The following is a 25,386-nucleotide window of genomic DNA, read 5'->3' as shown; positions in this document are numbered from 1 at the left end:
TCCGGGAAGCAAAGGCACATTGCTTCCGTGTCCTTGCCGATTATCTACACCTCTTACGGGTATGGAAAACCGACTATGCCCCGCACTCCCCGGAGGAAGCGTTTCATCCCCGGTTCGTGGAAGCCTTGCAGAAGCAAGCCCATGTGGAATATCTGCTGGATGTGCTGCTGTTCGGGGAGACAGAGGAAAAAGCGGTTTTGATTATGGACTACGGAAAGGATGTGATACAGCTTGAACAGCGAATGGCAGAGCTTGCAGCCGCAGACGCAGCAAGAACTAAAAAACACCATGAACGCCATGCAGCCGCCCCAGAGCGTTGAGGAAGTAAAGGCAACTCTGGAAACCACCGAGAAAGGCGGCGTCCGCCAGAGCATACGGAACTGCCTGACCGTATTCCAGCGTGACCCTGTGCTTGCCGGGGCAATCGCCTACAACATCCTGACCGACCGCAAGGACATCATAAAGCCCATCGGTTTTCACAGAGAAAGCACAGCCCTGACCGATACGGACATGAAGTATCTGCTTCTCTATCTGGAGGAAACCTACGGGCTTACCAGTGAGAAAAAGATTGAAACCGCCATCGGGATTGTGGCGAATGAGAATAAGTACCACCCCATCCGGGATTTTCTGAACAGCCTTGCATGGGACGGGACTGAGCGCATCCGCTTCTGTCTGCGGCACTTTCTGGGAGCTGATGTGGACGATTACACCTATGAAGCCTTGAAGCTGTTCATGCTGGGGGCGATTACAAGGGCATTTAAGCCCGGAAGCAAGTTTGAAATCATGCTGTGTCTGGTAGGCGGTCAGGGGGCTGGCAAATCCACCTTCTTCCGGCTGCTGGCAGTCCGGGACGAGTGGTTTTCCGATGATTTGCGGAAGCTGGACGATGATAACGTGTCCCGCAAGCGGCAAGGTCACTGGATAATTAAAATGTCGAAAATGATGGCAACCGCCAATGCCAAGAGCATTGAGGAAATCAAGTCCTTTCTAAGCCGCCAGAAAGAGGTTTACAAAATTCCCTATGAAACTCACCCGGCAGACCGCCCCCGTCAATGCGTGTTCGGCGGCACTTCCAACGCCCTTGACTTTCTCCCCCTTGACCGTTCCGGCAACCGCCGATTTATCCCGGTCATGGTGTACCCGGAGCAAGCCGAGGTTCACATTTTGGAGGACGAAGCCGCTTCCAGAGCCTATATCAGCCAGATGTGGGCGGAAGCAATGGAGATTTACCGAAGCGGCATGTTCAAGCTGTCATTCAGCCCAGCCATGCAGCGGTATCTCAAAGAACACCAGCGGGATTTTATGCCGGAGGACACCAAAGCCGGGATGATACAGGCTTACCTTGATAAGTACACCGGGGAAACGGTCTGCTCCAAGCAGCTCTACAAGGAAGCCTTAAACCACACCTTTGATGAGCCGAAGCAATGGGAAATCCGGGAAATCAACGAGATAATGAACCAGTGCATTACCGGGTGGAACTACTTTTCCAATCCGAGGATGTTTGCGGAATACGGCAGACAAAAGGGCTGGGAGCGTGAAATCCCGGCAACGGACACCGACAACCCGCCCGAAAAATCTATGGACGGTTTTGTGGAGGTCACAGAGCAGATGGAGCTTCCATTCTGAAAATGACAGCCCGTTGCCGACTTCGTTGCTATCCCGTTGCCGAGCCGGTTGCCGGGGAAAATCCCTTATTTCCGGGCTTTTTCCCTCTCTGACAACCAAAACAACAGAAAAATAAAAGAAAAGTATAAATAGTAATCAACGCCAGATTGAGATTGTTTGCAAGGTCTTTTGAAGCCCGTTGCCGGACTTCGTTGCCGACCGTTCTCTGTCTGGCTATTTTCATGTATGGAGGATAACTGCCTATGGCGAAAAATAAGACCAAGATTGAAGTGACAACCGTATTTGACGGGGAACTGGACGCCACCGATGTGTTCGTCAGCCTGATTTCCCAGAAATACGGCAAAACAAATACAAAAGAATATCTTGCTAAAAAGAAAGATTTGAAGTATAATGAAGATGAGGTTCAACAGAGCCAGATACCGTCTGGATTGTGTGGGTAAATGGCTATGATGAACGAAATGGAATACAGAACAATCGGTTCAGCACTTGCCGGGGGCTATCGTGCGGCGGTCTATTGCAGGCTGTCAAAGGACGATGACCTGCAAGGCGAAAGTGCCAGTATCGCAAACCAGCGTGATATGCTGGAAAAATACTGCGAAAAGCAGGGATGGGAGGTTGTGGCAGTCTATCAGGACGATGGCTTCACAGGTCTTAATATGGAGCGTCCTGATTTACAGAGAATGTTGAGAGCCATTGAGCGCAGGCAAATCAACCTTGTCATCACGAAAGACCTCAGCCGACTGGGGCGTAACTATTTGCAAACAGGGCATTTGATTGAGGACTTTTTCCCAAGAAACGGTGTCCGCTATATCGCCATGAATGACGGTATCGACACCCTGCGGGATAACAACGACATCGCCCCGTTCAAGAATATCCTGAACGAGATGTACAGCAAGGATATTTCCAAGAAAGTCCATTCCTCTTATCTTCTGAAAGCGCAGAAAGGACAGTTTACCGGGTGTCTTGCCCCGTTTGGGTATCGGAAAGACCCGGAGGACAAAAACCATCTGCTCATTGACGAGGAAACCGCCCCGATTGTGCGGCTGATTTTCGGATATGCCCTAAACGGTCATGGTCCGAACTATATCCGCAGACGGCTGGAGGAAGAAAAAATCCCCTGCCCCACATGGTGGAACCGGGAACGGGGGCTTCGCAATACCCGCACCAAATGGGAAAAGAAAGACCCGGAAAACGGGCGGTATATGTGGGACTTTTCCGTTATCAAAGACCTTTTGATGAATCCCGTTTACACTGGGGCGATTGCTTCCCAGAAAAAGGACTACCGTTTCAAAATCGGCACGATTGGGGAAAAGAAGCCGGAGGACTGGATTGTAGTGGAAGGACAGCATGAACCGCTGATTGACCGCATGAGCTTTGACATTGTGCAGAACAAGCTGAAATCCCGCCAGCGTCCGGGGCAGACCAATGAAATCAGCCTGTTTGCCGGACTGATAAAATGCGGCGAGTGTGGGAAGTCTCTGACGGTACGCTACACAAACGCAAAACATCCCCAGCAGATTTACTCCTGCAAGACCTACAATGCCTTTGGAAAGAACCACTGCACCCAGCACCGGATTGATTATGACACCCTTTACAGTCATGTGCTGCGGAAAATCCGGGAATGTGCCAGAGCTGCCCTGATGGACGGGAAAGCGGTTGCTGACCGCCTGACCAATACCTGTGAAGCCGAGCAGCGGGAACAGCGGGAAGCAATGGAACGCTCCCTTACAAGGGACGAGGAACGGATTGAGGTTCTGGACAAAATGGTAATGCGGCTTTATGAAGATATGATTGCAGGGCGTATCAGTGAGCAGAACTTCAACACCATGCTGGAAAAGACACAGACCGAGCAGACGGAACTTAAAACAAAAGTGTCCGAGGGCAGAAAGCGGCTGTCCGATGAAGTCCAGCTTTCCAATGACGCAAAACAATGGGTGGAAGCCATTCAGGAATATGCCAACATCACAGAGTTGGACGCAGCCACCCTCAACCGCTTAATCAAAGAAATCGTCGTGCATGAGCGCATTGACGAAGATAAAACAAGACACATTTCTATCGAAATTCATTTTAATCTCAAACCCATCCCGGAGGTGGAACAGGTCACTGCCTGACCTGTCCCGCCGGGACGGTTCTCTTAAAAACACCATATAGATTTTTTGTACGCCGCCGCCCGCCATCGAGCAGAGTTTTACACCTAATTGGGGATAAAACAGCTCATGGCTGGCGGCGGCATCATCGTCATTGGCACCACGTTGATTCCTCTGTTGTCCGGCCTGTTTTAAGGTAGGCGCTTATGGATTTTCTCACCGACTGGCTCACAAACTGGCTCAAAGAGCTTCTGATTGGCGGGATCATGGGGAACCTCGAAGGTCTTTTTGATACCGTCAATACCCAAGTCGGAGAGATTGCGGCACAGGTAGGGACTACCCCGGCGGCGTGGCACGCCGGGGTTTTCTCCCTGATCCGACAGCTTTCCGAAACGGTGATCCTGCCGATTGCCGGAATGGTGCTGACCTTTGTTGCCACTTATGAGCTCATACAGATGCTTTTGGAAAAGAACAATATGCACGAAGTTGACGTTGCGAACCTCTATAAATGGATGTTCAAAACGGCCTGTGCAATCTTAATCCTGTCAAATACATTCAATATCGTCATGGCCGTGTTCGATGTGTCACAGAGCGTTATCGCGCAGGCAGGCGGGCTGATTCAAGGCTCTACCGATGTTTCGGCGGATATGCTTGCCGAACTGGAAACCTCGCTGGAGGCGATGGACTTGGGGCCGCTTTTGGGGCTGTGGCTGCAGTCTGCGCTCATTGGCTTCACGATGAAGGCGTTGGGAATTATCATTTTCGTTTTGGTGTATGGCAGGATGCTGGAAATCTATCTGCTGACCAGTCTGGCCCCCATCCCCGTTGCTACGCTTTCCAACCGGGAGCTTGGCGGCACCGGGCAGAACTACATCAAGTCCCTGTTTGCCGTGGGCTTTCAAGGGCTGTTGATCCTTGTATGTGTTGCAATTTACGCAGTGCTCATTCAAGGCATCGCAACAAGCGGCGATCCCATCGGGGCGATTTGGGGAACTGTGGGCTACACGGTTTTGCTTTGCTTCATGCTCTTTAAGACCGGGAGCATTGCCCAGCGTATCTTTGGCGCTCATTAACAGGAGGTGGTGCTTATGCCGAGAAGATACGGGGCGGATGGAACGCGCTTATGGAATGGAAAAACGCCGGAGGAGTTTACCGAGGCGGACGCTTACCGCTTTATGGCGGAAACGGAGGCCGTCCTGCAAAGAAAAGAGCTGATGGACGATCCCGCCCAGCCTGCTCCGGCAAGCGGAAAGGAGAAATTTTATCTGAGTAAGAAGGACGATGTATTGCTGACCCCGGAGCAGATTGCTGCGGAGGAGCGGCGCTGGTTGTTTGATGCTCCCATCGCGGAGCTTGCAGAAGTCAAGGGCGTTAGCATTGATGAGGCAGTAAAAATGCGGACGGATGCTGTCTTGCAGGAGGCGGTTGTTCCGATCACGGTATCTGTTCGCCCGATTGAGCCGCAGGGAAAGCTGATCGGCTTCGCCAGCGTCAACTTTGGTGGTGTGGTCATCGACGATTTTAAGGTCGTGGACGGGAAAAACGGGATTTTCCTCGGTGCTCCCTCTAAACCCGATCCTGCCAGCCGGACGGGATACCGGGCTACGGTTCGGATTCCTGACCGCGCCACACAGGAACGGATCAATGCGGCTGGTGTGGAGGCGTATCATGCGGCGGTGGAACAGCTTGTTGCACGGGCCCAGGCGGTACGGCCTGCCCCGATCAAGGAGCAGATGGCCGAGGCCGCTAAACAGGCAGGAAAGGAAAACGCCGCCCGGCCTGCGCCTGCCAAGGCAAAGGAGGCCCGCAATGACCGATAGCCGCACTTTGGGACAAAGTGTCCCGAAGGAGGGCTTGTTTCTCATGGATGGCATTGAGGGCCTGCGCTCCCTGCCGAAGCATAGCGTGGATATGCTGCTGACCGATCCGCCCTACGGCACAACCCGGAATTATTGGGATGTGCCCCTGCCGCTCCCGGAACTGTGGGAGGCGGTGAAATGGGCGGTCAAGCCGAATGGCGCGGTGCTGTTTTTCGCGCAATGCCCCTTTGACAAGGTGCTGGGCGCATCCAACCTCGCCATGCTCCGCTATGAGTGGATTTGGTACAAGGAACGCGGAACAGGCTTTCTCAATGCAAATCGGGCTCCACTGAAAAAGTCCGAGAATATCTTGGTGTTTTACCAGAAGTCCCCGGTCTACAATCCACAGTTTACTTACGGCAAGCCATATACCCGCGTTCATTCCCGAAGCGGTACAAGCTCCAACTATGGGAAATTTGAACGGCAGGGCTCCGAGTCCAACGATGGCCGCCGCTATCCCGGAAATGTGCTATTTGTGCCTACGGTGTCCGGCGGTATCCATCCAACGCAGAAGCCCGTGGAGCTCTGCGAGTACCTGATCCGCACCTACACCCGCCCCGGAGAACTGGTCGCGGACATTTGCGCGGGCTCCGGCACAACCGCGATTGCAGTTATCAACACAGAACGCCGCTTTGTATGCTTTGAAACGGCCCCGGCCTTTTATGCCGCTGCCAGTGAGCGCATCCGTGTGGCGCAGGCAGTAAAAAGCTCTGGCGAGAAAGGAGTGTAATTATCGAGCAGTATTCTATCATTTACGCCGATCCCCCTTGGCGCTACTCGGCTAAGAACGTGCAGGGCGCGGCGGAAAATCATTATCCCACTATGAGCATTGAGGATTTATGTGCGTTGCCTGTGGCTGATCTTGCAGCCCCGGACAGCGCACTCTTTTTATGGGCCACTTTCCCGCAGCTCCCGGAGGCGCTCCGGCTGATCGAGGCTTGGGGCTTCACCTATAAATCCGTTGCTTTCGTTTGGCTGAAAAAGAACAAGAAGGCGGATAGCTGGTTTTACGGCCTTGGCTTCTGGACAAGGGGCAATGCAGAAATCTGCCTGCTGGCAACCAAGGGACACCCGAAGCGGCAGGCTGCCAACATCCATCAATTTATCATTTCCCCGATTGAGGCCCACAGCAAAAAGCCGGACGAGGCCCGCGACAAAATCATTTCCCTGATGGGAGATCTGCCCCGCGTGGAGCTCTTTGCCCGGCAGACCCCGCCCGGCTGGGCTGTATGGGGAAACGAAGTGACACCAACCATCCCGGACTTTGGGACACATTGTCCCGAAGTGCAGAAAGGAGTGTGATCTATGCCCTATGTAAACGTACCAAACGATTTATCCAAAATCAAAACAAAGATGGCTTTCAACCTCACCAAACGCCAGCTTGTCTGCTTCGGCAGCGCGGGCGTGGTGGGGGTTCCGGCCTATCTGCTGACCCGTGGCACCCTCGGCAATACCGGGGCGATGTTTCTCATGCTTGGAATTATGCTCCCGGCGTTCCTGTTGGCTATGTATGAAAAGGACGGCTTGCCCTTTGAAAAGGTGGTGCGGAATATCATCCGGGCCAAGTTTCTAAGGCCGGGGATCAGGGCCTACCGAACCGAAAACATTTATGCGCCCTTTGCCGGGCCGGGCGCTGGAAAGGAGGATGTGATTGAAAAACACAAAGAAGAAAAACGGAGCCGCCGCCAAGGGTAAAGGCCGGGCGGCCCTGTCCGCCCAGCAGACGATCCCGTATCTGTCCATGCACCCGGACGGTGTGTGCAAGCTCCCGGGCGGGCTCTATACAAAAACCGTGGAATATGAGGACATCAATTACTCTGTGGCATCCACCGAGGATCAGACCGCCATATTCAGCGGATGGAGCTCATTCCTCAACTATTTTGACAGTTCTCTGCCGTTCCAGCTTTCCTTTATCAACCGCCGTTCCCATTCCCGCAGCCGCTATCAGGTCAATATCCCGAAAGCGGATGACAACTATAACAGCGTCCGGGACGAGTTTACCGGGATGCTGAAAAATCAGATTGCCAAAAGCAACAACGGCATTGAACGCTCAAAATACATCACCTTTGGCATACCCGCTGAGGGGATTGCGGAGGCACGGCCCCGTCTGGAGCGTGTGGAGGCCGATGTCATGGGAAACTTTAAGCGGCTGGGCGTTCCCTCGGAGCCGATGGACGGGCGGGCCCGCCTTGCGCTGCTTCATAGCCAGATGCATCCGGGGAGCCGCGAGCCGTTCCGCTTTTCGTGGAAAGACATCCCGCAGACCGGGCTTGGCACAAAAGACTTTATTGCCCCGGACAGTCTCGACTTCCGCCAGTCCCGCACATTCCGTATCGGCCAGTATTTGGGCGCGGTGTCCTACTTGCAGATTATGGCATCGGAGCTTTCGGATAAGCTGCTGGCGGAAATCTTGGAGCTGGATGCGGAAATGACTGTGACCATGCACATTCAGACCGTGGATCAGCTCAAGGCAATCAAGACCATCAAGGGGAAAATCTCGGACATCGGAAAAATGAAAGTGGAGGAACAGAGAAAGGCTGTGCGCTCCGGCTATGACCCGGATATTCTTCCCCCTGACCTGATCACATTCAGCAAGGACGCAGCGGAGCTTTTGGCTGATTTGCAATCCCGCAATGAGCGAATGTTTCTGCTGACCTTTACGGTGGTAAACCTTGCCCCTACTCGCCAGCGGCTGGAAAACGATGTGTTTACCGTGGGCGGCATCGCGCAGAAATACAACTGCGCTCTGCGCCGTCTGGACTGGCAACAGGAACAGGGATTTGTTTCTTCGCTGGCCCTTGGTTACAACGAGGTAGAAATCCAGCGCGGTATGACAACCAGCTCCACAGCCATCTTTATCCCCTTTATGACAAGGGAACTCCGCATGGCGGGGCAGGCCCTCTACTATGGCATGAACGCACTTTCTCACAATGTCATCATGGCTGACCGCAAAAAGCTGAAGTCGGCAAACGGGATGTATTTGGGTTCTACGGGCTCCGGCAAGAGCTTTGCTGCAAAGCGCGAGCTCTTGAATGTGTTTCTTACCATTCCGCAGGATCGCATTATCGTGGTTGACCCGATGGGCGAATATGCGCCGCTGGTGCGAAGGCTGGGCGGCCAGGTGATCGAGATTGCCCCGGACAGCCCGCACCACCTCAATCCGATGGATGTGGAGCTTAATATGGCTGCCGGAGAAAGCCCGCTTTCCATGAAGGCGGATTTTCTTTTGTCCCTGTGCGAGCTGGTGGTCGGCGGCAAGGAAGGCTTGCAGCCCATTGAAAAGACGGTCATTGACCGCTGCGTGCGTTTGGTGTACCGGGAACAGGCGCTCGGACTGGAAACTGCAAAAACACCACTGTTGCAGGATTTGTACGAAGAGCTCTTACGCCAGCCGGAGCCCGAAGCCCGGCGCGCGGCAACTGCCTTAGAGCTTTATTGCACAGGCTCCCTCAATCTCTTTAACCATCCTACCAACGTCAAGACGGACAGCCGTGTGGTGTGCATCGTTCTGAAAAACATGGGCGAAAACCTTAGAAAGATTGCAATGCACATCACAAATGAGTTTGTTTCGCAGGCGGTGGATCAGAACTTCCACGAGGGCGCGGCGACTTGGTGCTACTTTGACGAGTTTCATATTCTGCTCCGCGATCCGCTGACGGCCAGCTACTTTGTAGCGGTCTGGAAAATGCTGCGTAAAAAAGGATGTGTGCCGTCTGCTTTAACGCAGAACGTCAAAGACCTTTTGGCCAGCCGGGAAATCGAGAACATTCTGGATAACACGGATTTTATGATCCTGCTTTCGCAGGCGCAGAGTGACCGTACCATTCTGGCAAAACAGCTCGGTATTTCCGAGCACCAGCTTTCCTATATCACACACAGCAATTCCGGCGAGGGCCTGTTGTTCTATGGAAATGTGACCATCCCGTTTGTGGATCGGTTCCCTCGCGGAGAAATCTATGACCTGCTGACTACCCGCCCGGAGGATATGAAGAATGAAACGAAAAACGAATAAGGCCAAGGAGGAGGCTTGGTCGCAGACCGCCCACGCCCCTAACGGGGAGCAGCCCGGGCCGGAGGCTTCCGGCACTTCGGGACAAAGTGTCCCGAAGTCCAAGTTCCGCAAAAAGAGCCAGCAGGAACAGGCTGCGGCGGCAAAGCTCCGCATGGAGTCCCAAGGCGAAAAGCTGGAACAGGCCCGGGAGAAGTTGGCGAAGCAAAAGCCGCCGAAAAAGCCCGGCCCGGTAAAACGCATAGGCCGTGTTGCCAGCGGTTCCGTTCACAGCTTCGTGCATGGCAAGATTTTTGAAGTGGAACAGGAAAATGTCGGCACGGAAGGCGCACACCGTTCTGAGCTTGTGGGAGAAACCGCGCTGCGGCATGGCTCCCGCTTTGTGCGCCGTAAAGTCCGGGAACATCCGGCAAAAGTGGTACGCAAGGCCGAGGCCCGCTATACCAAGTACACGGCGGACTACCATTTTCACACCGCCGCACAGGAGCACCCGGAGCTGACGAAAAATGCGCTTACCCGCTACTGGCAGAAGCAACGGCTCCGCAGGCAATACCGCAAGCAGGCAAAGGAGGCTGCAAAGCATGGCGCGGCTGCGGCTGGGAAAACTGCCACAGCCACAGAACGCCTGACCGCCCGGGCAGTGGAATTTGTCAAAAGTCATCCCGCAGGTGCCGTGGTCGCGGTGCTCTGTGTGTTGCTCCTGTTTGCTATGCAGTCCTGTTCCTCTACCATGCTTATGCTGGGAAACGCCGGGGCCGGTGTATTAGGGGCCAGCACCTATCCTTGTGAGGATCGGGATATGCTGGCCGCCGAAGCTGCCTACTGTGCGCTGGAAGATGATTTGCAGCATTATCTGGACACCTATGAAAGCACCCATGACTATGACGAATACCACTTCGATCTGGACGAAATCGAACATGACCCCTATGTGCTGCTTTCTCTTTTGTGTGCGCTCCATGAGGGACAATGGACAATAGACGAGGTACAGGGAACGCTGCAAATGTTGTTTGATCGCCAGTACATTCTCACGGAGGATGTGGTGGTGGAAACCCGGTATCGCACAGAAACCGACACATGGACTGACGAGGACGGCAACTCCCATACAGACACCTATCAGGTGCCTTACGACTATTACATCTGTACGGTCACGCTGGAGAACTTTGATTTATCCCATGTACCCGTGTATGTCATGGGCGAGGATCAGCTTTCCCGGTATGCCATCTATATGGCAACGCTGGGAAACCGCCCCGATCTGTTCCCGGATTCTCCCTATGTGAACAAGTACATTACCGGGAAACCCGGTGGCTACGAAGTGCCCGGAGAATATCTGGATGATGAAACCTTTGCCGCGATGCTTGCTGAAGCGCAGAAATACATCGGCTATCCCTATGTGTGGGGCGGCAGTTCTCCCGCCACTTCCTTTGATTGCTCGGGGTACGTTTCGTGGGTCATCAATCACTCCGGCTGGAATGTGGGCAGGCTGGGAGCCCAGGGGCTCTATAACATCTGTACGCCGATCAGCTCTCCCAAACCCGGTGATCTGGTGTTCTTCAAAGGCACCTATGACACGCCGGGCGTGAGCCATTGCGGGATTTATGTCGGTGACGGAAAAATGCTGCATTGCGGAGATCCCATCGGCTACGCAAATCTGAATACAAGCTACTGGCAATCTCATTTTTACGCCTACGGGCGTTTACCGTGACAGGAGGTTTTGAAATGGCAACTACCAAAAGCATGAAAATTCAGGCCGAGATTGATAAGGTCAAGGCCAAAATCAGTGAACAGCAGGCCCGGCTCAAGGAGCTGGAGCAGAAAAAGCTGGAGGCGGAAAACAGCGAGATCGTGGACATTGTGCGCGGCATGAGCATTTCCCTTACGGAGCTCCCGCTGCTGTTTGAAAAGCTGAAGGACGGTGGAACTTTGGGACAAAGTGTCCCGAAGTCCGAAGAAGAAAAGAAGGAGGAAAACTGAATATGAAACACTTTCGTATGTTGGCGGCGGGGCTTTGCTCCGCCGTTCTTTTATGCGGCTTTGCAATCCCGGCCTATGCCTATTCGGACAGTGGGAATGAGGAACCGCCTGTTGTGGAAGAAACTCCGGTCCCGGAGCCTGCACCTACCATTACCCCAGGCGAGGGCTTTTCGGAGGATGGAAACCTTGTGACCCGCGATCTACTCTATGATGCTGCAACCAACAAACAGTTCATCACGGTGGAAACCAGCGGCGGCAACACCTTTTACATTGTCATTGATTATGACAAGCCTGTGGACGAGGACGGCGAACAGTATCACACCTACTTTCTGAACATGGTGGATGAAGCCGATCTGCTGGCGGCACTGGAGGCCGCTGGCGGAGAGCTTCCGGCCTGCTCCTGCACAGAAAAATGTGCGCCCGGAGCCATCCATACGGATTGCGAGGTCTGCGCGGTCAACATGACCGAGTGTGCTGGCACAGCTCCCGAACCCGCCCCGGTGACGGAACCTGCGGAGGAGCCGGAACCCGAGCCCCAGCAGAAAAGCAATCCTGGGACGCTTCTGCTGATTTTGGCTGTGGCTGTTCTGGGTGGCGGTGCAGGCTGGTACTTCAAAATCTACCGCCCGAAGCATGAAAAAGCTGCTGTACCCGAAGAGGATTACAGCGAGGAACTGGCCGATTATGACGATCCCGAGGACGATGGGCCGCCTTGGGACGAGGACGATACCGAAAGCGAGGATAATGAATGAGATTTACAAATAACCCCTATGAGGGATTTATGAAAGAAAAAAGCTACTTCAAGGGTGTGCCGCCCAGCCTGCCGCCGAAGGGCTCCCGCTGTGACGGCTGCCCTTACTGGCGCGGGATTGGCTGCGTGTTCTGCTACCGGGAGCAGCTCAAACCACCGGGCAACGGGAGGTGATGCTGTGGGCCGAGAACTGACCCGGACAGAAAAAGCGGCAATCCGCAGGCTGGTGTCAAAATGGTGTGCCAACTATGACCGGGACTGCGGCTGCCTGCCGCTGGATTGCGAGTGCTATATGTTTGGGAAATGCTGGACGGGGGCTTATTGCCGCTACTTCCGCGAAGCAGTTTTGCCCCTTGATCCGGCGCTGGAGGCTGCGCTGCTGACAGAGGGGCTAAGGCCGGATTTCAAGGCTTGCCCGGTATGCGGCAGAGCCGTGGCTCCTGATGGACGGCAAACCTATTGTTCGGCGGCCTGTGCAAAGGCGGCACACCGCAGACAGCAGCGGGAATATATGCGAAAAAAACGGGGCTGATGTGTTGACAATTAGGCCCCAAAAAACCCGCTTGTAGCAAGGCTTTTTAAGGCCCCTTTTCTGCGGGTAGCGTATGTTTCTACGTCCGGCCCTGTTTCCGTGAGATGCTGTCAACATTTTAGCTGCCGGGGCTTTGGGACAATTTGTCCCAAAGTTCCGGCTTTTGTGGAAGGAGGTACTATGCCGAAATATTATCCGATCAATGAAGAAGCCGCAAAGCGGGCAAAAGATATGAACAGCTTTTCCGACTATCAGCCGGGCTCCGCTACGGCGGGCTACCGGGCAATGGTCGATGAAGCGTATGCAGCGGCGGAACGCCAGAAAGCCCGTGTCGATCCCATGTACCACGATAAGATTGACGCGCTGGTGGATCGTTATGCCCGGAAACTTGCGGAAAATCTGAATGAACGCAATGTGATTGATGCCCGGGCGCCCTCTATTCTGATCTCCGGGGGCGGCAATTTCCCTGTGACAAAAAAGCACAAGCAGAACGCCGCCCGGGATCGCAACTATGGAGAGTATGCGGAGATTTCAAAGCTGCTTGATAAAATCCGCTCTGTTGGAATGGGTGGGATCAGCGCGGATGACGATCTGGCCGTGGAAAAGCTGACAAAAAAGCTGGAGGGGCTGGAGTCCCTGCAGGCCACCATGAAGGCGGTCAATGCGTATTTTCGGAAACACAAAACGCTGGACGGCTGCCCGGAGCTTACGCCGGAGCAGGCCGAAAAGCTCAAAGCAGATATGGCGCAGTCATGGCACTTGGACAAAAGCAAGCCATACCCCGCCTATCTGCTTTCCAACAACAACGCCAACATCCGCCGTGTGCGCCAGCGCATTGAGGAACTGAGCAGCCGCTCCGAGTTTGCAGGCTGGACATTCCCCGGAGGCGAGGCAAAAATCAACGAGGCTGAAAACCGTTTGCAGCTCATTTTCGAGGAAAAGCCCGATGCCGATCAGCGGCAGGAACTGAAAAGCAACGGCTTCAAGTGGGCTCCCAGCCAAGGGGCATGGCAGCGTCAGCTCAACCAGAACGCTATCCGCACTGCGGCCCGGATAGACTTTCTGCGGCCCGAGGACGGTACAAGCCCCTATCAGCTCCAGCCGTTTGTGAAAAGAGAAAACAAAGAAATGTCTCGATGATGGGAGGTGTACTATGGACAAAAATCAAGGCTATTCGATTTTGAAAGCTGTTATGCTGGAAAATGGACGGGGATTTGCATTGGGCGAACATCCCACCGCGCCATCCCGCTATGTCACATGGGCCTGCTATGATGACAAGGACGGCCAGCGGCAGTACGAATGGGGTCACTATGGAAATGACCGCACCGCGATGGAACAGGATTTTGCAGACCGGGTGCAGGACTATCAGCGTATTTATAACGTGGGGATCAGGCAGACCGAGGCTCCCGGCCTTTACAAGTATTATTCTACCCAGCGGCCTGTGGACATCGGGACATTCCCGAAGCCGCCTTATAACAAGCCGGATGAAATCTTCAATTACGATCAGCGCATCCCGGTGGAAAATGGCTCGTTCTTGGCTTGGGGCTATCTTACCTACACCCGCCCGCTGACGGAAAAACAGGCATCCGACTATGAGCTGCGTCCTGCGCCTGATAATCCCGACAGGCCCCGTCCGATTGCCGAGCAGATGAAAAATGCGGCAAAGTTGGCGGAGGCAGATCGCGGCTCGGAGGCTCCGGCTCCCCAGCGGAGGCAGCCTGACCGTGGCGATAGATAAGGAGGTGCGTATATGGAAAAGAAACGTGAACAGGAATTGTCTGTACTGGAGGTGCTGCGCCTGCACCGTGAATTTCATTTGCCGCGCCCTGTTCCGGCAGACGAACAGGAAAAGCCGCTGGATAAGGTAAAGGAGCCGCCCCGCGCCTGCCGCAGCCGGGAGCGTGAGGAGCGATGACAAAGAAGCGCCGCCGTCCGATCCATCTTCATGTGATGGTGTCGGAGGCGGAGCAGGCCCTGATTCAAGAACGTATGGCGGAGGCTGGCATCCGTAATATGGGAGCCTATATGCGGAAAATGGCCCTGAGTGGGTATGTGCTCCATGTTGACCTTTCGCCTGTTCGTGAGCTGGTTTCGCTCCAGCGGCGCTGCTCCAACAATCTGAACCAAGTGGCAATTCAAGCCAACACCTACGGCGCGATTTATCCCGAAGAACTCGCGGCCTTGCAGCGGGACTATGCCGCTTTGTGGGGGCCGCTGTCTGATCTCTTGAAACAGCTCTCCGCGCTGGTAGAGCTCTGACCCATCCGGGGAGTGGTTGATACCGCTCCCCGGCTTTTTCTACTTCGGGACAAAGTGTCCCAAAGTAAAAATACTGTTTGCCGGAAGGAGGGATTTTTACGGCGACCACCTACATCCGCCCTTATAAAACAGCGGCGGGAAAAAGTGCAATTCAAACGATGGAGGATCGTTTCACCTATGGCCTGAACCCGGAAAAGCTGGGAGCCGTATCTTCCTATCTCTGCGATCCGAACACGGCTCCCGCCGAGTTTCTTCTGGTAAAAAGTCAATACCTTGCAGAGACAGGCCGGGCCGTATCTCGCGGGGCACTGTTCTTTCAGATCCGGCAGGCGTTTCTGCCCGGGGAGGTTACGGCGGAAGAAGCAAACCGTATCGGCTATGAAACGGCGATGCGCTGGACAAAGGGAAAGTATCAATTCTTCGTCTGTACGCATACCGATAAGGCACATATTCACAATCACATTTATTTCAATGCGACGGCCTTTGACCGCTCCCGGAAATTTCATAATTTCATTGGTTCGTCCTTTGCCCTACGGCGGCTCTCTGACCGCGTGTGCATCGAACATGAACTGTCTGTTATCCAAAATCCGCGCCAGCACAGCAAGGGCCGTTTTCTTCACTATGGACAGTGGATCGGAGAAAAGCCACCCTCTGCCAAGCAGCGGGTGCGGCTGGCTGTTCTCGCCGCTTTGGAGAAAAAGCCCACGGACTTTGCCGACTTTCTTCGTCTCATGGAGGAGTCCGGCTTTGCGGTGAAACATGGGCGGGGCGGTGTCATCTCATTCCTTGCACCCGGGCAGGAAAAACCGACCCGGCTCCGGGCTTCTACACTTGGAGTTGGATTTGACCCGGAGGACATCAAGGCGGTAATTGCCGGGGAACGTCCGCTCCCTGAGCTGCCCGAGGAGCCCACGGTTCCGCCACGGCGAGTTAATCTCATCATCGACATTCAAGAGCGTATGGCCCAGGGCAAAGGCCCGGCCTATGAACGATGGGCCAAGGTCTACAACTTAAAGCAGATGGCGGCTGCGCTCCAGTATTTGCAGGAGCATCATCTGACAGACTATGCGGCGCTGACGGCCCGCACCGAGGCGGCGGTGGATCACTTTCACAAGCTGTCTGACAAGCTCCGCACAACGGAGGAGGATCTTTCCAAAACCTCGGAGCTGATGGCTGCCACGGTGGACTATGCCAAGACCCGCCCGGTGTTCGACGGGTACAAGGCTGCGCGGTACAGCAAAAAGTATCTGGCCCAGCATGAAGTGGAGCTTGCCACTTACCGGGCGGCAAAGGATACCATGAACACCATACTGAACGGCGCAAAGCTCCCTAAGATTGAAGCACTAAAAAAATCCCGCCGTGAGCTGGCGGGACAAAAGAAAGAGCTTTATGCAGAATACCGGGATGCCCAGCGGCAAATGCGGGAGGCCGTGGCAATAAAAGCGAACATTGATCATCTGCTCGGCATAACGGACGAGCGTGAGAATAAGGCACAGGAACGATAGTGACGGGCCGCAGACTACGGTGCAGCGCACCGGGACTTTGGGACAATTTGTCCCGAAGTACAGCGGGTTTGGGGAACTCCCCAACAAGCATTTTTGCGGGCCCTGCGCCCCGCAAAAATTTCGGAGTGTGGCCACACCCGAATTGCTTGCCAAAACGCGAAACCCGCAACATGGCGCAAAAAACGGAGGTTACGCTTTCTTTTACGTTTCCTCCGTTTCTTTCGATGCTTTCATCGCTTGGATTGTAGCTTCAACGATTTTCAATTCTCTTTCGTCCAAGGCGTTCAACATGGCATCAATCCGCTTTCTGCACTCGCTCCCGCTGTTTTGGGACGGGTAAAAGTATTGATCCACCGATATATCAAACATTGTGACCATCTGATAAAAGGTGTTGAGACTTGGATGCTGGCCGTCATTTTCGTTATACATAATGGTACGCGGAGCGCGGTCAACAATATAGGCCAGTTGCTCCTGCGTCATGCCGCTGGCTTCTCTTGCCCGCTTGATGGCAAGCCCTATATCGTGAAAATCAAAGCGTCTTTCATCTCGTTCTATCTTCATAACATCACCTGATATGATTTTACATTTCATGTGATATTATTTGAACGACTGTGTATTTCATACTACTGACTATTTAATTTCACATTCGCATCATTGATGGATGCTGTAAACGGATATATAATGTACATCGAGGATAAAAAAATCTGTTCTAAGGAAAATCTTAATAATTTCTCATGCAATCCATTGTGAATATAGTGGTTATATTTGTTATACTTAATCGGATATGAGAAAAAGGAGTTGAAAATATGTCTGAAAAGATATTGATTATAGATGACGAGCAAGATATAGCGGATCTGTTGGAGGTCTACTTGAAAAACGAAAATTACGTCGTTCATAAATTTTACTGCGCAACGGATGCCATGTCGTGTATTGAAAGCGGCGACATTGATCTTGCCATTCTGGATATTATGCTCCCGGATATGAACGGCTTTTCACTTTGCCAGCTTATCCGAAAGAAATACACTTATCCAATCATAATGCTAACGGCTAAAATTGAGGAAACGGATAAAATAACGGGGCTGACATTGGGAGCGGATGATTATGTGACAAAACCTTTTCGCCCACTTGAAGTAGTTGCCAGAGTGAAAGCACAGTTAAGACGTTACAAGAAATATTCGCCCGGTATCATCACAGAGAAAGTTCCATCGGAACTTTCCTATAACAAGTTGTGCGTGAATGTTCAGACCCATGAATGTCTGTTAGACGGTGAGCCTGTTTCTCTGACACCGACAGAATTTTCTATCCTCCAGGTTCTTTTGGAAAGTGCCGGGAATGTTGTAAGTATTGAGGAACTGTTTCATGCGGTTTGGAAAGATGAATACTACTCTAAAAACAGCAGCACAATTACTGTGCATATCCGGCATCTGCGTGAGAAACTGAAAGACACTTCCGATACTCCACAGTATATTAAAACGATTTGGGGTGTTGGCTACAAAATTTAAGCGAAAGGAGTACGCTATGAAAAGAAAATCAAATTGCTTCGTAACTATTTTATTCTTAATTTATCTGGCACTTCTGGTTTGGATCATACTGTTCAAACTACAGTTTTCAATCAGTGATCTGGATAAAGTAAGGAGTATAAACCTTATTCCTTTTCACTATGACACAGAAGTTGGCGCAGCATTTCACTTAACAGAGGTACTTGAAAATTTCTTAATTTTTGTTCCTATGGGCATTTATCTTCAAATGCTTCTGCCAAGAACAAAATTATATGTAAAATTCATGCTGATTGCTGGAACAAGTTTTTTATTGGAAACTATGCAGTATATCTTAGCAGTCGGACGGTCTGATATTACCGATGTACTCACAAATACGGCAGGCGGTCTTTTGGGACTTGCTGTATATTCGATAGCAGCCCGGTTAATCGGAAATAGAATAAAAGCAAACAGACTGTTTTCCATTCTGGCAGGCATAGTAAGTGTTGTCGTGATTGGCCTGCTTGGCTTTCTTCTGTTTGCTAATCGGTAGGGGGTGTATTCATGTCGAATAAAGAAATGGCAACAGAAAAGCGCCTTAAAGTGCGCCTATACCTATCATTGCTGGTTTATACCGTTGTTGGATATGGTTTGACCCTTATCTTGGACTACATCTTTTCAAAATTTAACAACGGTATTTTTGCATGGCTCTACTGTCGGCTTGATCTGCTTTTTATTTTGTATCTGATGATCGGCTTTGTATGTATCTTCAATTACTATTGGAAAAAGCCGTGGGGCTATCTGGATGAAGTAATTGATGCGACCCAAACGGTCTATGAGCAGAACAATCATACCGTATCATTGTCTGACCCACTGAAAGAATTGGAGGCACAACTCAATCAAATCAAAATGTCTGTTCTGTTGAGCAAACAGGCTGCAAAGCAGGCAGAAGAAAAGAAAAATGAAATTGTCATGTACCTGGCACATGATATACGCACACCTTTAACAACAGTGATCGGCTATTTGAGCCTACTCCATGAAGCCCCTGACATGCCTGAACAGCAAAAGGAAAAGTATGTAAAAGTTGCGTTGAATAAGGCAGAGCGCCTTGAAAAGCTTATCAATGAACTTTTTGAAATTACTAAATACAATGCACATACGGTTATTATCAAAAAAGAAACTGTGGATTTACATTGTTTGATTGCGCAGGTAATAGATGAAATATACCCGACACTCTCCGCAAATGGCAATACAGCGGTATTTACTGCGGAGGATAACTTATCCGTGAACGCTGACCCTGAAAAACTGGCGAGAGTTTTCAGTAACCTTTTGCGGAACGCCGCGTCATACAGCTACCCACAGACAGAGATTACTATATCGGCCAAACGGTTAGAACATGATATTCAGATCACTTTTGAAAATCGTGGGGAAACAATCCCGGAGGAACAGCTTAACAGTATATTTGAGAAATTCAATCGGTTGGATGAAGCCCGGCTTTCCAATACAGGCGGCGCGGGACTTGGTCTTTCTATTTCGGAAGAAATTATACATTTACACGGTGGAACGATTACTGCATCCAGTCAAAACGAAACCATAGATTTTGTGATTACATTACCCATCTCTGCTTAGGAAAATAAGAGTGCGGTCTTAGGAATACCTTAGGAATTTAAGCGTTTGATTTTTGAGATTGAAAAGCCCTTGTTCGGTACAATGATTATCGAACAAGGGCTTTTCATTGTTCAGCCGAAGCAAAAGAAAGGAGTGTAGGCATGGAACTGAAAATAGAACATTTAAGCAAGCAGTTCAAAGACAAAACCGCAGTAAATGATGTCAGCCTGACATTGACTCCCGGTGTTTGGGGGCTTTTGGGTGCGAACGGTGCAGGAAAAACCACGCTAATGCGCATGATCGCTGATATTATGACACCAACCAACGGAGCGGTTTACTATGACGGAAAAGACATTCGAGAGTTAGGTGAAGTCTACCGAAGCAAGTTTGGCTTTCTACCGCAGGATTTTGGGTATCACCGGGATTTTACGGTCAAAGATTATTTGGAGTATATGGCTGCGCTGAAAGATATTCCTACAAGGGCAACTACCAAAAAGATCAATTATTTGTTGGACATTCTTTCGCTCTCCGATGTGAAAAAGAAAAAAATCTCCAATCTGTCAGGCGGCATGAAGCGTCGTGTTGGTATTGCGCAGGCTATGTTGAACGACCCGGAGATACTTGTCATGGACGAACCGACAGCAGGACTTGATCCCGGAGAGCGCGTGCGTCTGCGGAATTTCATTTCCGAGTTTTCGCATGATCGAATCGTGTTGATTTCCACCCATATCGTATCTGACATAGAATATATTTCTACGCGCAACGCAATTATGAAAGCCGGAGAAATTGTTGATGTCGGAACTACCGCAGAACTTGTCAAGCGGATTGAGGGAAAGGTTTGGAATTGCATAATTCCGACCTCAAAGCTGCCGGAATGTGAAATGCGGCTGCGCATTATCAATCAGCGAGGCGAAGATCACAATCAGGTTTCTATTCGTTATCTGTCCGAACATTCGGAAATTGATGGGTCTGTTACAACGGAGCCACGATTGGAAGATCTGTATCTGTGGTTGTTCCCGCAGACAGACTTGGAAAAGGAGGACAGATAATATGTGGCTCTTTAGACTTGAACTAAAACGTATTTTGAAGTCACGGCGCACCCTGATTTTACTTGCAATCGCACTTTTGCTTTCCGTAGCCATGGCATACCTGCCTATTTCATTTGAGGGCATTAACCGTCCAAACGAAGATGGCACGGTTACAGAATTAAACGGCTTGGCAGCGATCAAATACAAACAAGATTTATATAAAACATCCGCTGGTGAAGTGACCCCGGATAGGATCAAATCGGCTTTGGAAACTTATCAAAGCTGTGTTCGAGAATATGGGCCAGTCGAGGAAGAGGGCTTTCCTCTGGCTGTATATATTGAAAAAATCGTCCCGTTCCGTCACTTGCTGATGGGTCTGCCCGAAGCGTTTGCTGATCCATTAACAGGCATTGGTGCCGATTTAATGGATATTGACCCGAATGACATTGACGGAGCCTATTATGAAAAGTGCGCAGAACATTTACAGGATGTCATGCGGAATGAACAAAGAGAAAACGAAACCGCACAACAGAAAGCTCTTGAAAAATATTCAGAACTTGATACGCCATTTTATCTTCATTCTGGAATTTCTAAAGATGCATTTGATTATATTGAGCTTTATATTTTGTTCCTTGCTATTTTGTGCGTGGCAATCGCAGCTCCTACTTTTGCCGGAGAATATCAAACGGGCGGTGACAGCATCCTGCGAACCACCAAATACGGGCGTAAACAATTAGCAATTACCAAAATTCTGGCGGCATTTACACTTTTCGTTGTTACTTTCCTTGTCGGGATCACGGTACACATTCTGATTTTAGATGCAGCGTTCGGGACGGATTGCTTAAAAACATCGTTTCAGATGCGATACTCTATCATTAACCTGCCAAACATCAATCTGGGGCAGTTGCAGATAATTCTCGCAGCAGCGGGCTTGCTTTCTGTATTAGCAACGGTCAGCTGTACGTTGTTCCTGTCTGCAAAATGCAAAGACACATTGACAGTTTTGCTGATCTCTATTGTAGTTCTTCTCATGCCGCTTTTTGCTTATGCGGCGATGGGAGCAACATGGCTCTCTACCATACTTCCATCTGCCGGAATTGGTATGCAGAACAATTTCCTTTATCAGCTTGCAGATTTCAATTATCTGAATATCGGTGGAATGAGTTTCTGGACACCGCATGTTATTTTGATTTCGGCAGGAATTGAATTATTTGTGTTTACATTCTTAGCGATTCATTCCTATTGCAGACATCAGGTAGCATAAAAGAAGTTCAAAATAGAATGAATTGGTTATCTGCCGCGCGACGGCAAAAGAAAAAAGCCGCCGCAGAGCAGACACATTTTCACGCGCCTATGAAACGGCGGCTTTGATTTTCAGAGCCGCCGTTTCTTTGCGTCTACACAAACCAATGACGACTTGCAGGGACACGGTAGCCGATTGGAGGTTATTTTGCCGTGTCCTTTTCTCTTTTTCGCAGTATCCATGATCTGCACCAGCTAAAAAAAGCGTAGCCCCTCCATCGGAGCAGTCCGGCTTTGAATGTGAAATTAAACAGTACATAACCGATAATATATTTTCGTGCGCTTGTGCGGCCTTGTGTCGCGCAGGCGCATTTTGCTTTCCAGACTTCGAGACAAAGTGTCCTGAGGTGCGGTGCCGCTCTCCGCCGTTACTCCATTTCGTTTCCGACCAACCCCGAACAAACTGAAATGGAGGATTTTACGATGACTACTATCAATCTGAAAGATTTTTATTATTGGTACACGCAGGATCAGCTTATCGAAGTTTCTGACGAGGTGGCCGAGGTATTCAAGGCCGATGCCCGTTATGAAATGGCCTACCAGCGGCGGCTCTCCCGGCACAAGGCGCAGTATTCTCTGGACTGCAATGACGGGATTGAGTATTCCGCTTGCCTGCATGAGCCGACCCCGCAGGAGCTCCTTGAACGGATGGAAACCTTTCTTCGTCTGTGGAACGCTCTCAATTCTCTGCCGGAGATTCAGGGCCGCAGAATTGACGCACATATCATTCTTGGCAAGTCGATTAAGGAAATTGCCGAGGCCGAGGGCGTACATGAGGAGTCTATTCGCCAGTCGATCAAGCGTGGCCTTGAACGCATGAAAAAAACTTTTTGATTTTTTCATCTTAACCCACTTGGAATTGATGAAAAAATGTCTCGGTTTATGAGAGGAGTTTTTCTTCCTAACGCAAGGGAATAACGGCAACCCTGAGTAAGTACAGGGAGCCAGACGGTGGGTGCGCGGTGACATTTCCCAAAAGAGATTGAGCGAACAACACCAACATCGTAAATGGGCCTGGCCATCCCAAGGCCACGATCCGGCGCTGAACAGGTTGGCTGCCTGTTCCTCCGGGCTTGTCGCTTCACTTGCGTGGAGAGCGCCGCACAGAAAATAACGATTGTCTTTGGACAGGCCAAGTAAATATGTGCGGCGCTCTCTAATATTCAAAAGCTATAATAAGCCTCGAGACAAAGTGTCCCAAGGTGGAGTAAGGCAACAGGCCAGCATCCCGGTGGTGCTGGCCTGTTACGTTTCCCCATCAAACAGCGGGAGGCGTTCTATCAATCTGCGAAGGAGGTTTACCGTGAAATTAACTACACAGGAACTTGAACAAATGAGAAGCGTTGACATTGGCGCGGTGGCTGCCGAGTCCCTGCCTGATGTGAGCGGTATGACCTTTGACAATGCGCTTTCCCGAAAGGAGCGCATCACTCGATTTTTGCAGACTGTCAAAAATCCATACTGCTTTTGCATCGGTGGTGTTGGCGTGAAAATTGAATTTGCTGAAAGCGGGCCATCTCTCCAAGATAAGCTGACGGATTTCCTGCTGCGGCAAAGAAGCGGGCTGTAACTTCGGTTACAGCTCGTTTTGCTTCTTCGAGACAAAGTGTCCCGAAGCGGAGGCATCCTTGTTGTCCTCCCCGGACAGAGTTATAATATAAGTGTAATGTGATAGGGAAGGAGGAACAATGGCACGAGCAAAAAACAGAGGGTATCAGCAGAGTTTCTCTCCCTCTTACACAATCCGCCGCTGGCGGCTGGGCATCTATATCCGGCTTTCAAAGGAAGATTTGAAAAAAGGAAAAGACGATAGCAACAGCGTAAAAAACCAGCGTGACCTACTGAACGATTTTTACCGACGCAACATTGACGAGTTTGAAAGCATCACGGAATATGTGGATGATGGTCATACTGGAACGGACGCCAACCGTGAAGATTTTCAACGGCTCTTGGCGGATGTCATGAGTGGTAAAATCAACTGCGTTATAGTAAAAGACCTGTCCCGCTTCGCACGAAATTATAGCGATGCCGGAAGTTTGATCGATAACCTGTTTGTTCAAATGGGTGTTCGCTTTATCAGCCTTGCTGAGAATGTGGACAGCTACAAGAACCCCGACAGCGTTTCAAATATCATCGTTCCCATTACAAACGTGATGAACGATAATTACTGCTATCAGACTTCCAAAAAGATCCGGCAGGTATTTGATTACAAACGGCGCAACGGCCAGTATATCGGAGCATTTGCTCCTTACGGCTATGTAAAGCACCCAAAGGACAAGCACAGGCTGATTGTTGATCCCGATGCTGCTGAAAATGTCAAACTCATTTTCACAATGCTTATTCAAGGGTCATCAAAACGTGCTATCGCGTTGTACCTGAACGAACACGGCGTACCGAGCCCCTCGGCTTACAAGGTACAAAAGGGCTTGCCTGTTTCGACAAGAGGGTATGACGATCCTATGTGGGGAGCCCGCATGATCCACTCCATTCTTACCAATCCGACCTACACCGGGGATTTAGCCCAAGGCCGGAGCCGGGTGAAAAGCTACAAGGTACACCAGATTGAAGCTGTTCCCCGTGAGGAATGGGTGGAAGTGGCTGGAACGCATGAGGCCATTATCGACTATGAAACTTTCGACAAGGTACAGGCTCTCTTACAGCGTGATACCCGTACTTCCCCGAAAGGCCGTGAGGTACATTTATTCAGCGGCTTTCTGAAATGTGCCGATTGCGGGCGGGCCATTACCCGATGCGTTGGCAAGAACAACAATGTATATTATTCTTGCTCAACCTACAAGAACCGTTCCCGGACAGCCTGCACCATGCACTCAATCAAGCATGAACGGCTGGAGGCTGCTGTTTTGTTCGCTGTACAGCATCAGGTACATTTGGCTGTTTCCTACTCGGAAATCGTCACGCAGATCAATTCCGCTCCAATCAAAAAAAGCCAGTCTTACCGACTGGACGATCTGATAGCTGCAAAAGAGCGGGAACTGACAAAGATAACACGCTACAAGCAATCTCTTTATCAGGACTGGAAAGACGGTGAAATCACCCAGCAGGAATACCGGGATATGAAGGCTGACTATGAACGGCAGACTTCTGATATTTCCGCGGTGCTTACCCGGCTGAACGCTGAACGCGCAGAACTGGCAAACGGTGTGGACAATGAGCATCCCGCACTGGTAGCCTTTATGAAGTATCAAAACATTGAAGCCCTCAATCGGGAAATCTTGGTTGAGCTTGTGGACTATATCAAGGTCTATGAAAACGGCAATATCAGCGTGAAATTCAAATTTGCTGACGAGCTTCACAAGATTGCAGAGTACATTGAAATCAACACTACGGAAGATACCGCAGTAGCGGGCTAACCC

The 25,386-nt window shown here is 51.0% G+C and carries 28 protein-coding genes and 2 pseudogenes; 29 read left to right on the top strand and 1 reads right to left on the bottom strand.

What is annotated here, in order from left to right; genetic code table 11:
- From FN001_RS16340 to FN001_RS16245, 21 genes and pseudogenes are all read left to right on the top strand, one after another.
- Positions 1 to 320, top strand: a pseudogene (locus tag FN001_RS16340) (CHC2 zinc finger domain-containing protein); the annotation flags it as partial.
- Positions 289 to 1,626: a virulence-associated E family protein gene (locus tag FN001_RS16335; RefSeq protein WP_142412544.1), complete on the top strand. Its 1,338-nt coding sequence runs from the start codon at positions 289 to 291 to the stop codon at positions 1,624 to 1,626. The pseudogene FN001_RS16340 and the gene FN001_RS16335, both read left to right, overlap by 32 nt.
- A gap of 242 nt (positions 1,627 to 1,868) precedes the next feature.
- Positions 1,869 to 2,066: a hypothetical protein gene (locus FN001_RS16325; protein WP_002595176.1), complete on the top strand. Its 198-nt coding sequence runs from the start codon at positions 1,869 to 1,871 to the stop codon at positions 2,064 to 2,066.
- Positions 2,067 to 3,737 (top strand): recombinase family protein, encoded by a 1,671-nt coding sequence (locus FN001_RS16320; protein ID WP_142412543.1) that lies wholly within the window; start codon positions 2,067 to 2,069, stop codon positions 3,735 to 3,737.
- 90 nt (positions 3,738 to 3,827) lie between these two features.
- A pseudogene (locus FN001_RS16315) lies at positions 3,828 to 3,908 on the top strand (Maff2 family mobile element protein); the annotation flags it as partial.
- 11 nt (positions 3,909 to 3,919) lie between these two features.
- On the top strand, positions 3,920 to 4,786 hold the full coding sequence (locus FN001_RS16310; RefSeq protein ID WP_142412542.1) for a VirB6/TrbL-like conjugal transfer protein, CD1112 family: 867 nt from the start codon (positions 3,920 to 3,922) through the stop codon (positions 4,784 to 4,786).
- Between the two features lie 15 nt (positions 4,787 to 4,801).
- Positions 4,802 to 5,533 (top strand): septation protein SpoVG family protein, encoded by a 732-nt coding sequence (locus tag FN001_RS16305; protein WP_142412541.1) that lies wholly within the window; start codon positions 4,802 to 4,804, stop codon positions 5,531 to 5,533.
- Complete coding sequence (locus FN001_RS16300) at positions 5,523 to 6,302, top strand: DNA methyltransferase (protein ID WP_142412540.1); 780 nt, start codon at positions 5,523 to 5,525, stop codon at positions 6,300 to 6,302. The genes FN001_RS16305 and FN001_RS16300 overlap by 11 nt, the downstream gene beginning before the upstream one ends.
- Before the next feature lie 17 nt (positions 6,303 to 6,319).
- Positions 6,320 to 6,874 (top strand): MT-A70 family methyltransferase, encoded by a 555-nt coding sequence (locus tag FN001_RS16295; protein WP_142412539.1) that lies wholly within the window; start codon positions 6,320 to 6,322, stop codon positions 6,872 to 6,874.
- A 3-nt stretch (positions 6,875 to 6,877) separates the two neighbouring features.
- A complete protein-coding gene (locus FN001_RS16290) occupies positions 6,878 to 7,267 on the top strand; it encodes a PrgI family protein (protein WP_142412538.1) in 390 nt (129 codons plus the stop codon).
- Positions 7,224 to 9,584: a VirB4-like conjugal transfer ATPase, CD1110 family gene (locus FN001_RS16285; protein ID WP_185911971.1), complete on the top strand. Its 2,361-nt coding sequence runs from the start codon at positions 7,224 to 7,226 to the stop codon at positions 9,582 to 9,584. The genes FN001_RS16290 and FN001_RS16285 overlap by 44 nt, the downstream gene beginning before the upstream one ends.
- A complete protein-coding gene (locus FN001_RS16280) occupies positions 9,565 to 11,283 on the top strand; it encodes a C40 family peptidase (RefSeq protein WP_142412537.1) in 1,719 nt (572 codons plus the stop codon). The genes FN001_RS16285 and FN001_RS16280 overlap by 20 nt, the downstream gene beginning before the upstream one ends.
- Before the next feature lie 14 nt (positions 11,284 to 11,297).
- Positions 11,298 to 11,552 carry a DUF4315 family protein gene (locus FN001_RS16275; RefSeq protein WP_014080213.1) on the top strand — a complete coding sequence of 85 codons (255 nt, stop codon included), beginning with the start codon at positions 11,298 to 11,300 and terminating at the stop codon, positions 11,550 to 11,552.
- Positions 11,553 to 11,554: 2 nt separating this feature from the next.
- Positions 11,555 to 12,304: a DUF4366 domain-containing protein gene (locus FN001_RS16270; RefSeq protein WP_142412536.1), complete on the top strand. Its 750-nt coding sequence runs from the start codon at positions 11,555 to 11,557 to the stop codon at positions 12,302 to 12,304.
- The gene (locus tag FN001_RS18235; protein ID WP_014080211.1) at positions 12,301 to 12,477 is read left to right on the top strand and encodes a hypothetical protein; all 177 of its coding nucleotides are present in this window, start codon (positions 12,301 to 12,303) and stop codon (positions 12,475 to 12,477) included. Before FN001_RS16270 ends, FN001_RS18235 begins: the two co-directional genes overlap by 4 nt.
- Positions 12,478 to 12,481: 4 nt before the next feature.
- Positions 12,482 to 12,835 carry a cysteine-rich VLP domain-containing protein gene (locus tag FN001_RS16265; protein ID WP_142412535.1) on the top strand — a complete coding sequence of 118 codons (354 nt, stop codon included), beginning with the start codon at positions 12,482 to 12,484 and terminating at the stop codon, positions 12,833 to 12,835.
- Positions 12,836 to 13,015: 180 nt separating this feature from the next.
- The gene (locus FN001_RS16260) at positions 13,016 to 13,975 is read left to right on the top strand and encodes a hypothetical protein (RefSeq protein ID WP_142412534.1); all 960 of its coding nucleotides are present in this window, start codon (positions 13,016 to 13,018) and stop codon (positions 13,973 to 13,975) included.
- 13 nt (positions 13,976 to 13,988) lie between these two features.
- On the top strand, positions 13,989 to 14,573 hold the full coding sequence (locus tag FN001_RS16255; RefSeq protein ID WP_142412533.1) for a defense against restriction DarA-related protein: 585 nt from the start codon (positions 13,989 to 13,991) through the stop codon (positions 14,571 to 14,573).
- A 12-nt stretch (positions 14,574 to 14,585) separates the two neighbouring features.
- On the top strand, positions 14,586 to 14,750 hold the full coding sequence (locus FN001_RS18230) for a hypothetical protein (RefSeq protein WP_185911970.1): 165 nt from the start codon (positions 14,586 to 14,588) through the stop codon (positions 14,748 to 14,750).
- Positions 14,747 to 15,094, top strand: coding sequence for a plasmid mobilization protein (locus FN001_RS16250; protein ID WP_003020363.1), 348 nt, complete (start codon positions 14,747 to 14,749; stop codon positions 15,092 to 15,094). The genes FN001_RS18230 and FN001_RS16250 overlap by 4 nt, the downstream gene beginning before the upstream one ends.
- A gap of 158 nt (positions 15,095 to 15,252) precedes the next feature.
- Positions 15,253 to 16,599, top strand: a complete 1,347-nt coding sequence (locus FN001_RS16245; protein WP_185911972.1) for a relaxase/mobilization nuclease domain-containing protein — start codon at positions 15,253 to 15,255, stop codon at positions 16,597 to 16,599.
- Between the two features lie 201 nt (positions 16,600 to 16,800).
- Here FN001_RS16245 and FN001_RS16240 read toward each other — a convergent pair whose 3' ends face one another.
- Positions 16,801 to 17,160, bottom strand: a complete 360-nt coding sequence (locus FN001_RS16240) for a helix-turn-helix domain-containing protein (RefSeq protein WP_014080204.1) — start codon at positions 17,158 to 17,160, stop codon at positions 16,801 to 16,803.
- 245 nt (positions 17,161 to 17,405) lie between these two features.
- On the opposite strand from FN001_RS16240, the gene FN001_RS16235 reads away from it, so the two are divergent.
- The 8 genes from FN001_RS16235 (at position 17,406) to FN001_RS16195 (ending at position 25,383) form a co-directional block, all read left to right on the top strand.
- Positions 17,406 to 18,101 carry a response regulator transcription factor gene (locus FN001_RS16235; protein WP_142412531.1) on the top strand — a complete coding sequence of 232 codons (696 nt, stop codon included), beginning with the start codon at positions 17,406 to 17,408 and terminating at the stop codon, positions 18,099 to 18,101.
- A gap of 16 nt (positions 18,102 to 18,117) precedes the next feature.
- A complete protein-coding gene (locus FN001_RS16230) occupies positions 18,118 to 18,627 on the top strand; it encodes a VanZ family protein (protein ID WP_142412530.1) in 510 nt (169 codons plus the stop codon).
- Positions 18,628 to 18,638: 11 nt separating this feature from the next.
- Positions 18,639 to 19,703, top strand: a complete 1,065-nt coding sequence (locus FN001_RS16225; protein ID WP_142412529.1) for a sensor histidine kinase — start codon at positions 18,639 to 18,641, stop codon at positions 19,701 to 19,703.
- Positions 19,704 to 19,843: 140 nt separating this feature from the next.
- Positions 19,844 to 20,731 (top strand): ABC transporter ATP-binding protein, encoded by an 888-nt coding sequence (locus FN001_RS16220; RefSeq protein WP_142412528.1) that lies wholly within the window; start codon positions 19,844 to 19,846, stop codon positions 20,729 to 20,731.
- A 1-nt stretch (position 20,732) separates the two neighbouring features.
- Positions 20,733 to 21,974 carry an ABC transporter permease gene (locus FN001_RS16215; protein ID WP_142412527.1) on the top strand — a complete coding sequence of 414 codons (1,242 nt, stop codon included), beginning with the start codon at positions 20,733 to 20,735 and terminating at the stop codon, positions 21,972 to 21,974.
- Between the two features lie 461 nt (positions 21,975 to 22,435).
- Positions 22,436 to 22,846 (top strand): sigma-70 family RNA polymerase sigma factor, encoded by a 411-nt coding sequence (locus tag FN001_RS16205; RefSeq protein ID WP_142412525.1) that lies wholly within the window; start codon positions 22,436 to 22,438, stop codon positions 22,844 to 22,846.
- Positions 22,847 to 23,315: 469 nt separating this feature from the next.
- A complete protein-coding gene (locus FN001_RS16200) occupies positions 23,316 to 23,582 on the top strand; it encodes a DUF6870 family protein (RefSeq protein ID WP_014080197.1) in 267 nt (88 codons plus the stop codon).
- 118 nt (positions 23,583 to 23,700) lie between these two features.
- Complete coding sequence (locus FN001_RS16195; protein WP_142412524.1) at positions 23,701 to 25,383, top strand: recombinase family protein; 1,683 nt, start codon at positions 23,701 to 23,703, stop codon at positions 25,381 to 25,383.
- The last annotated feature ends 3 nt before the right edge of the window (positions 25,384 to 25,386 follow it).

Origin of the sequence: Clostridium sp. Marseille-P7770 (assembly GCF_902143525.1) — a bacterium.
In the GTDB taxonomy this organism is placed as follows: Bacteria; Bacillota; Clostridia; order Lachnospirales; family Lachnospiraceae; genus Pilosibacter.
The sequence above is the reverse complement of the archived record's forward strand: the minus strand, read 5'-3'. Positions and strand labels throughout refer to the sequence as shown.

Excerpts from the sequence above, each read along its gene's own strand:
- FN001_RS16300 (WP_142412540.1), top strand. The coding sequence starts at position 5,523 with ATGACCGATAGCCGCACTTTGGGACAAAGTGTCCCGAAGGAGGGCTTG.
- FN001_RS16235 (WP_142412531.1), top strand. The coding sequence starts at position 17,406 with ATGTCTGAAAAGATATTGATTATAGATGACGAGCAAGATATAGCGGAT.
- FN001_RS16280 (WP_142412537.1), top strand. The coding sequence starts at position 9,565 with ATGAAACGAAAAACGAATAAGGCCAAGGAGGAGGCTTGGTCGCAGACC.
- FN001_RS18230 (WP_185911970.1), top strand. The coding sequence starts at position 14,586 with ATGGAAAAGAAACGTGAACAGGAATTGTCTGTACTGGAGGTGCTGCGC.
- FN001_RS16215 (WP_142412527.1), top strand. The coding sequence starts at position 20,733 with ATGTGGCTCTTTAGACTTGAACTAAAACGTATTTTGAAGTCACGGCGC.
- FN001_RS16335 (WP_142412544.1), top strand. The coding sequence starts at position 289 with ATGAACGCCATGCAGCCGCCCCAGAGCGTTGAGGAAGTAAAGGCAACT.
- FN001_RS16320 (WP_142412543.1), top strand. The coding sequence starts at position 2,067 with ATGGCTATGATGAACGAAATGGAATACAGAACAATCGGTTCAGCACTT.
- FN001_RS16245 (WP_185911972.1), top strand. The coding sequence starts at position 15,253 with ATGGAGGATCGTTTCACCTATGGCCTGAACCCGGAAAAGCTGGGAGCC.
- FN001_RS16220 (WP_142412528.1), top strand. The coding sequence starts at position 19,844 with ATGGAACTGAAAATAGAACATTTAAGCAAGCAGTTCAAAGACAAAACC.
- FN001_RS16325 (WP_002595176.1), top strand. The coding sequence starts at position 1,869 with ATGGCGAAAAATAAGACCAAGATTGAAGTGACAACCGTATTTGACGGG.
- FN001_RS16255 (WP_142412533.1), top strand. The coding sequence starts at position 13,989 with ATGGACAAAAATCAAGGCTATTCGATTTTGAAAGCTGTTATGCTGGAA.
- FN001_RS16310 (WP_142412542.1), top strand. The coding sequence starts at position 3,920 with ATGGATTTTCTCACCGACTGGCTCACAAACTGGCTCAAAGAGCTTCTG.
- FN001_RS16195 (WP_142412524.1), top strand. The coding sequence starts at position 23,701 with ATGGCACGAGCAAAAAACAGAGGGTATCAGCAGAGTTTCTCTCCCTCT.
- FN001_RS18235 (WP_014080211.1), top strand. The coding sequence starts at position 12,301 with ATGAGATTTACAAATAACCCCTATGAGGGATTTATGAAAGAAAAAAGC.
- FN001_RS16305 (WP_142412541.1), top strand. The coding sequence starts at position 4,802 with ATGCCGAGAAGATACGGGGCGGATGGAACGCGCTTATGGAATGGAAAA.
- FN001_RS16225 (WP_142412529.1), top strand. The coding sequence starts at position 18,639 with ATGTCGAATAAAGAAATGGCAACAGAAAAGCGCCTTAAAGTGCGCCTA.
- FN001_RS16240 (WP_014080204.1), bottom strand. The coding sequence starts at position 17,160 with ATGAAGATAGAACGAGATGAAAGACGCTTTGATTTTCACGATATAGGG.
- FN001_RS16275 (WP_014080213.1), top strand. The coding sequence starts at position 11,298 with ATGGCAACTACCAAAAGCATGAAAATTCAGGCCGAGATTGATAAGGTC.
- FN001_RS16230 (WP_142412530.1), top strand. The coding sequence starts at position 18,118 with ATGAAAAGAAAATCAAATTGCTTCGTAACTATTTTATTCTTAATTTAT.
- FN001_RS16250 (WP_003020363.1), top strand. The coding sequence starts at position 14,747 with ATGACAAAGAAGCGCCGCCGTCCGATCCATCTTCATGTGATGGTGTCG.
- FN001_RS16260 (WP_142412534.1), top strand. The coding sequence starts at position 13,016 with ATGCCGAAATATTATCCGATCAATGAAGAAGCCGCAAAGCGGGCAAAA.
- FN001_RS16205 (WP_142412525.1), top strand. The coding sequence starts at position 22,436 with ATGACTACTATCAATCTGAAAGATTTTTATTATTGGTACACGCAGGAT.
- FN001_RS16290 (WP_142412538.1), top strand. The coding sequence starts at position 6,878 with ATGCCCTATGTAAACGTACCAAACGATTTATCCAAAATCAAAACAAAG.
- FN001_RS16270 (WP_142412536.1), top strand. The coding sequence starts at position 11,555 with ATGAAACACTTTCGTATGTTGGCGGCGGGGCTTTGCTCCGCCGTTCTT.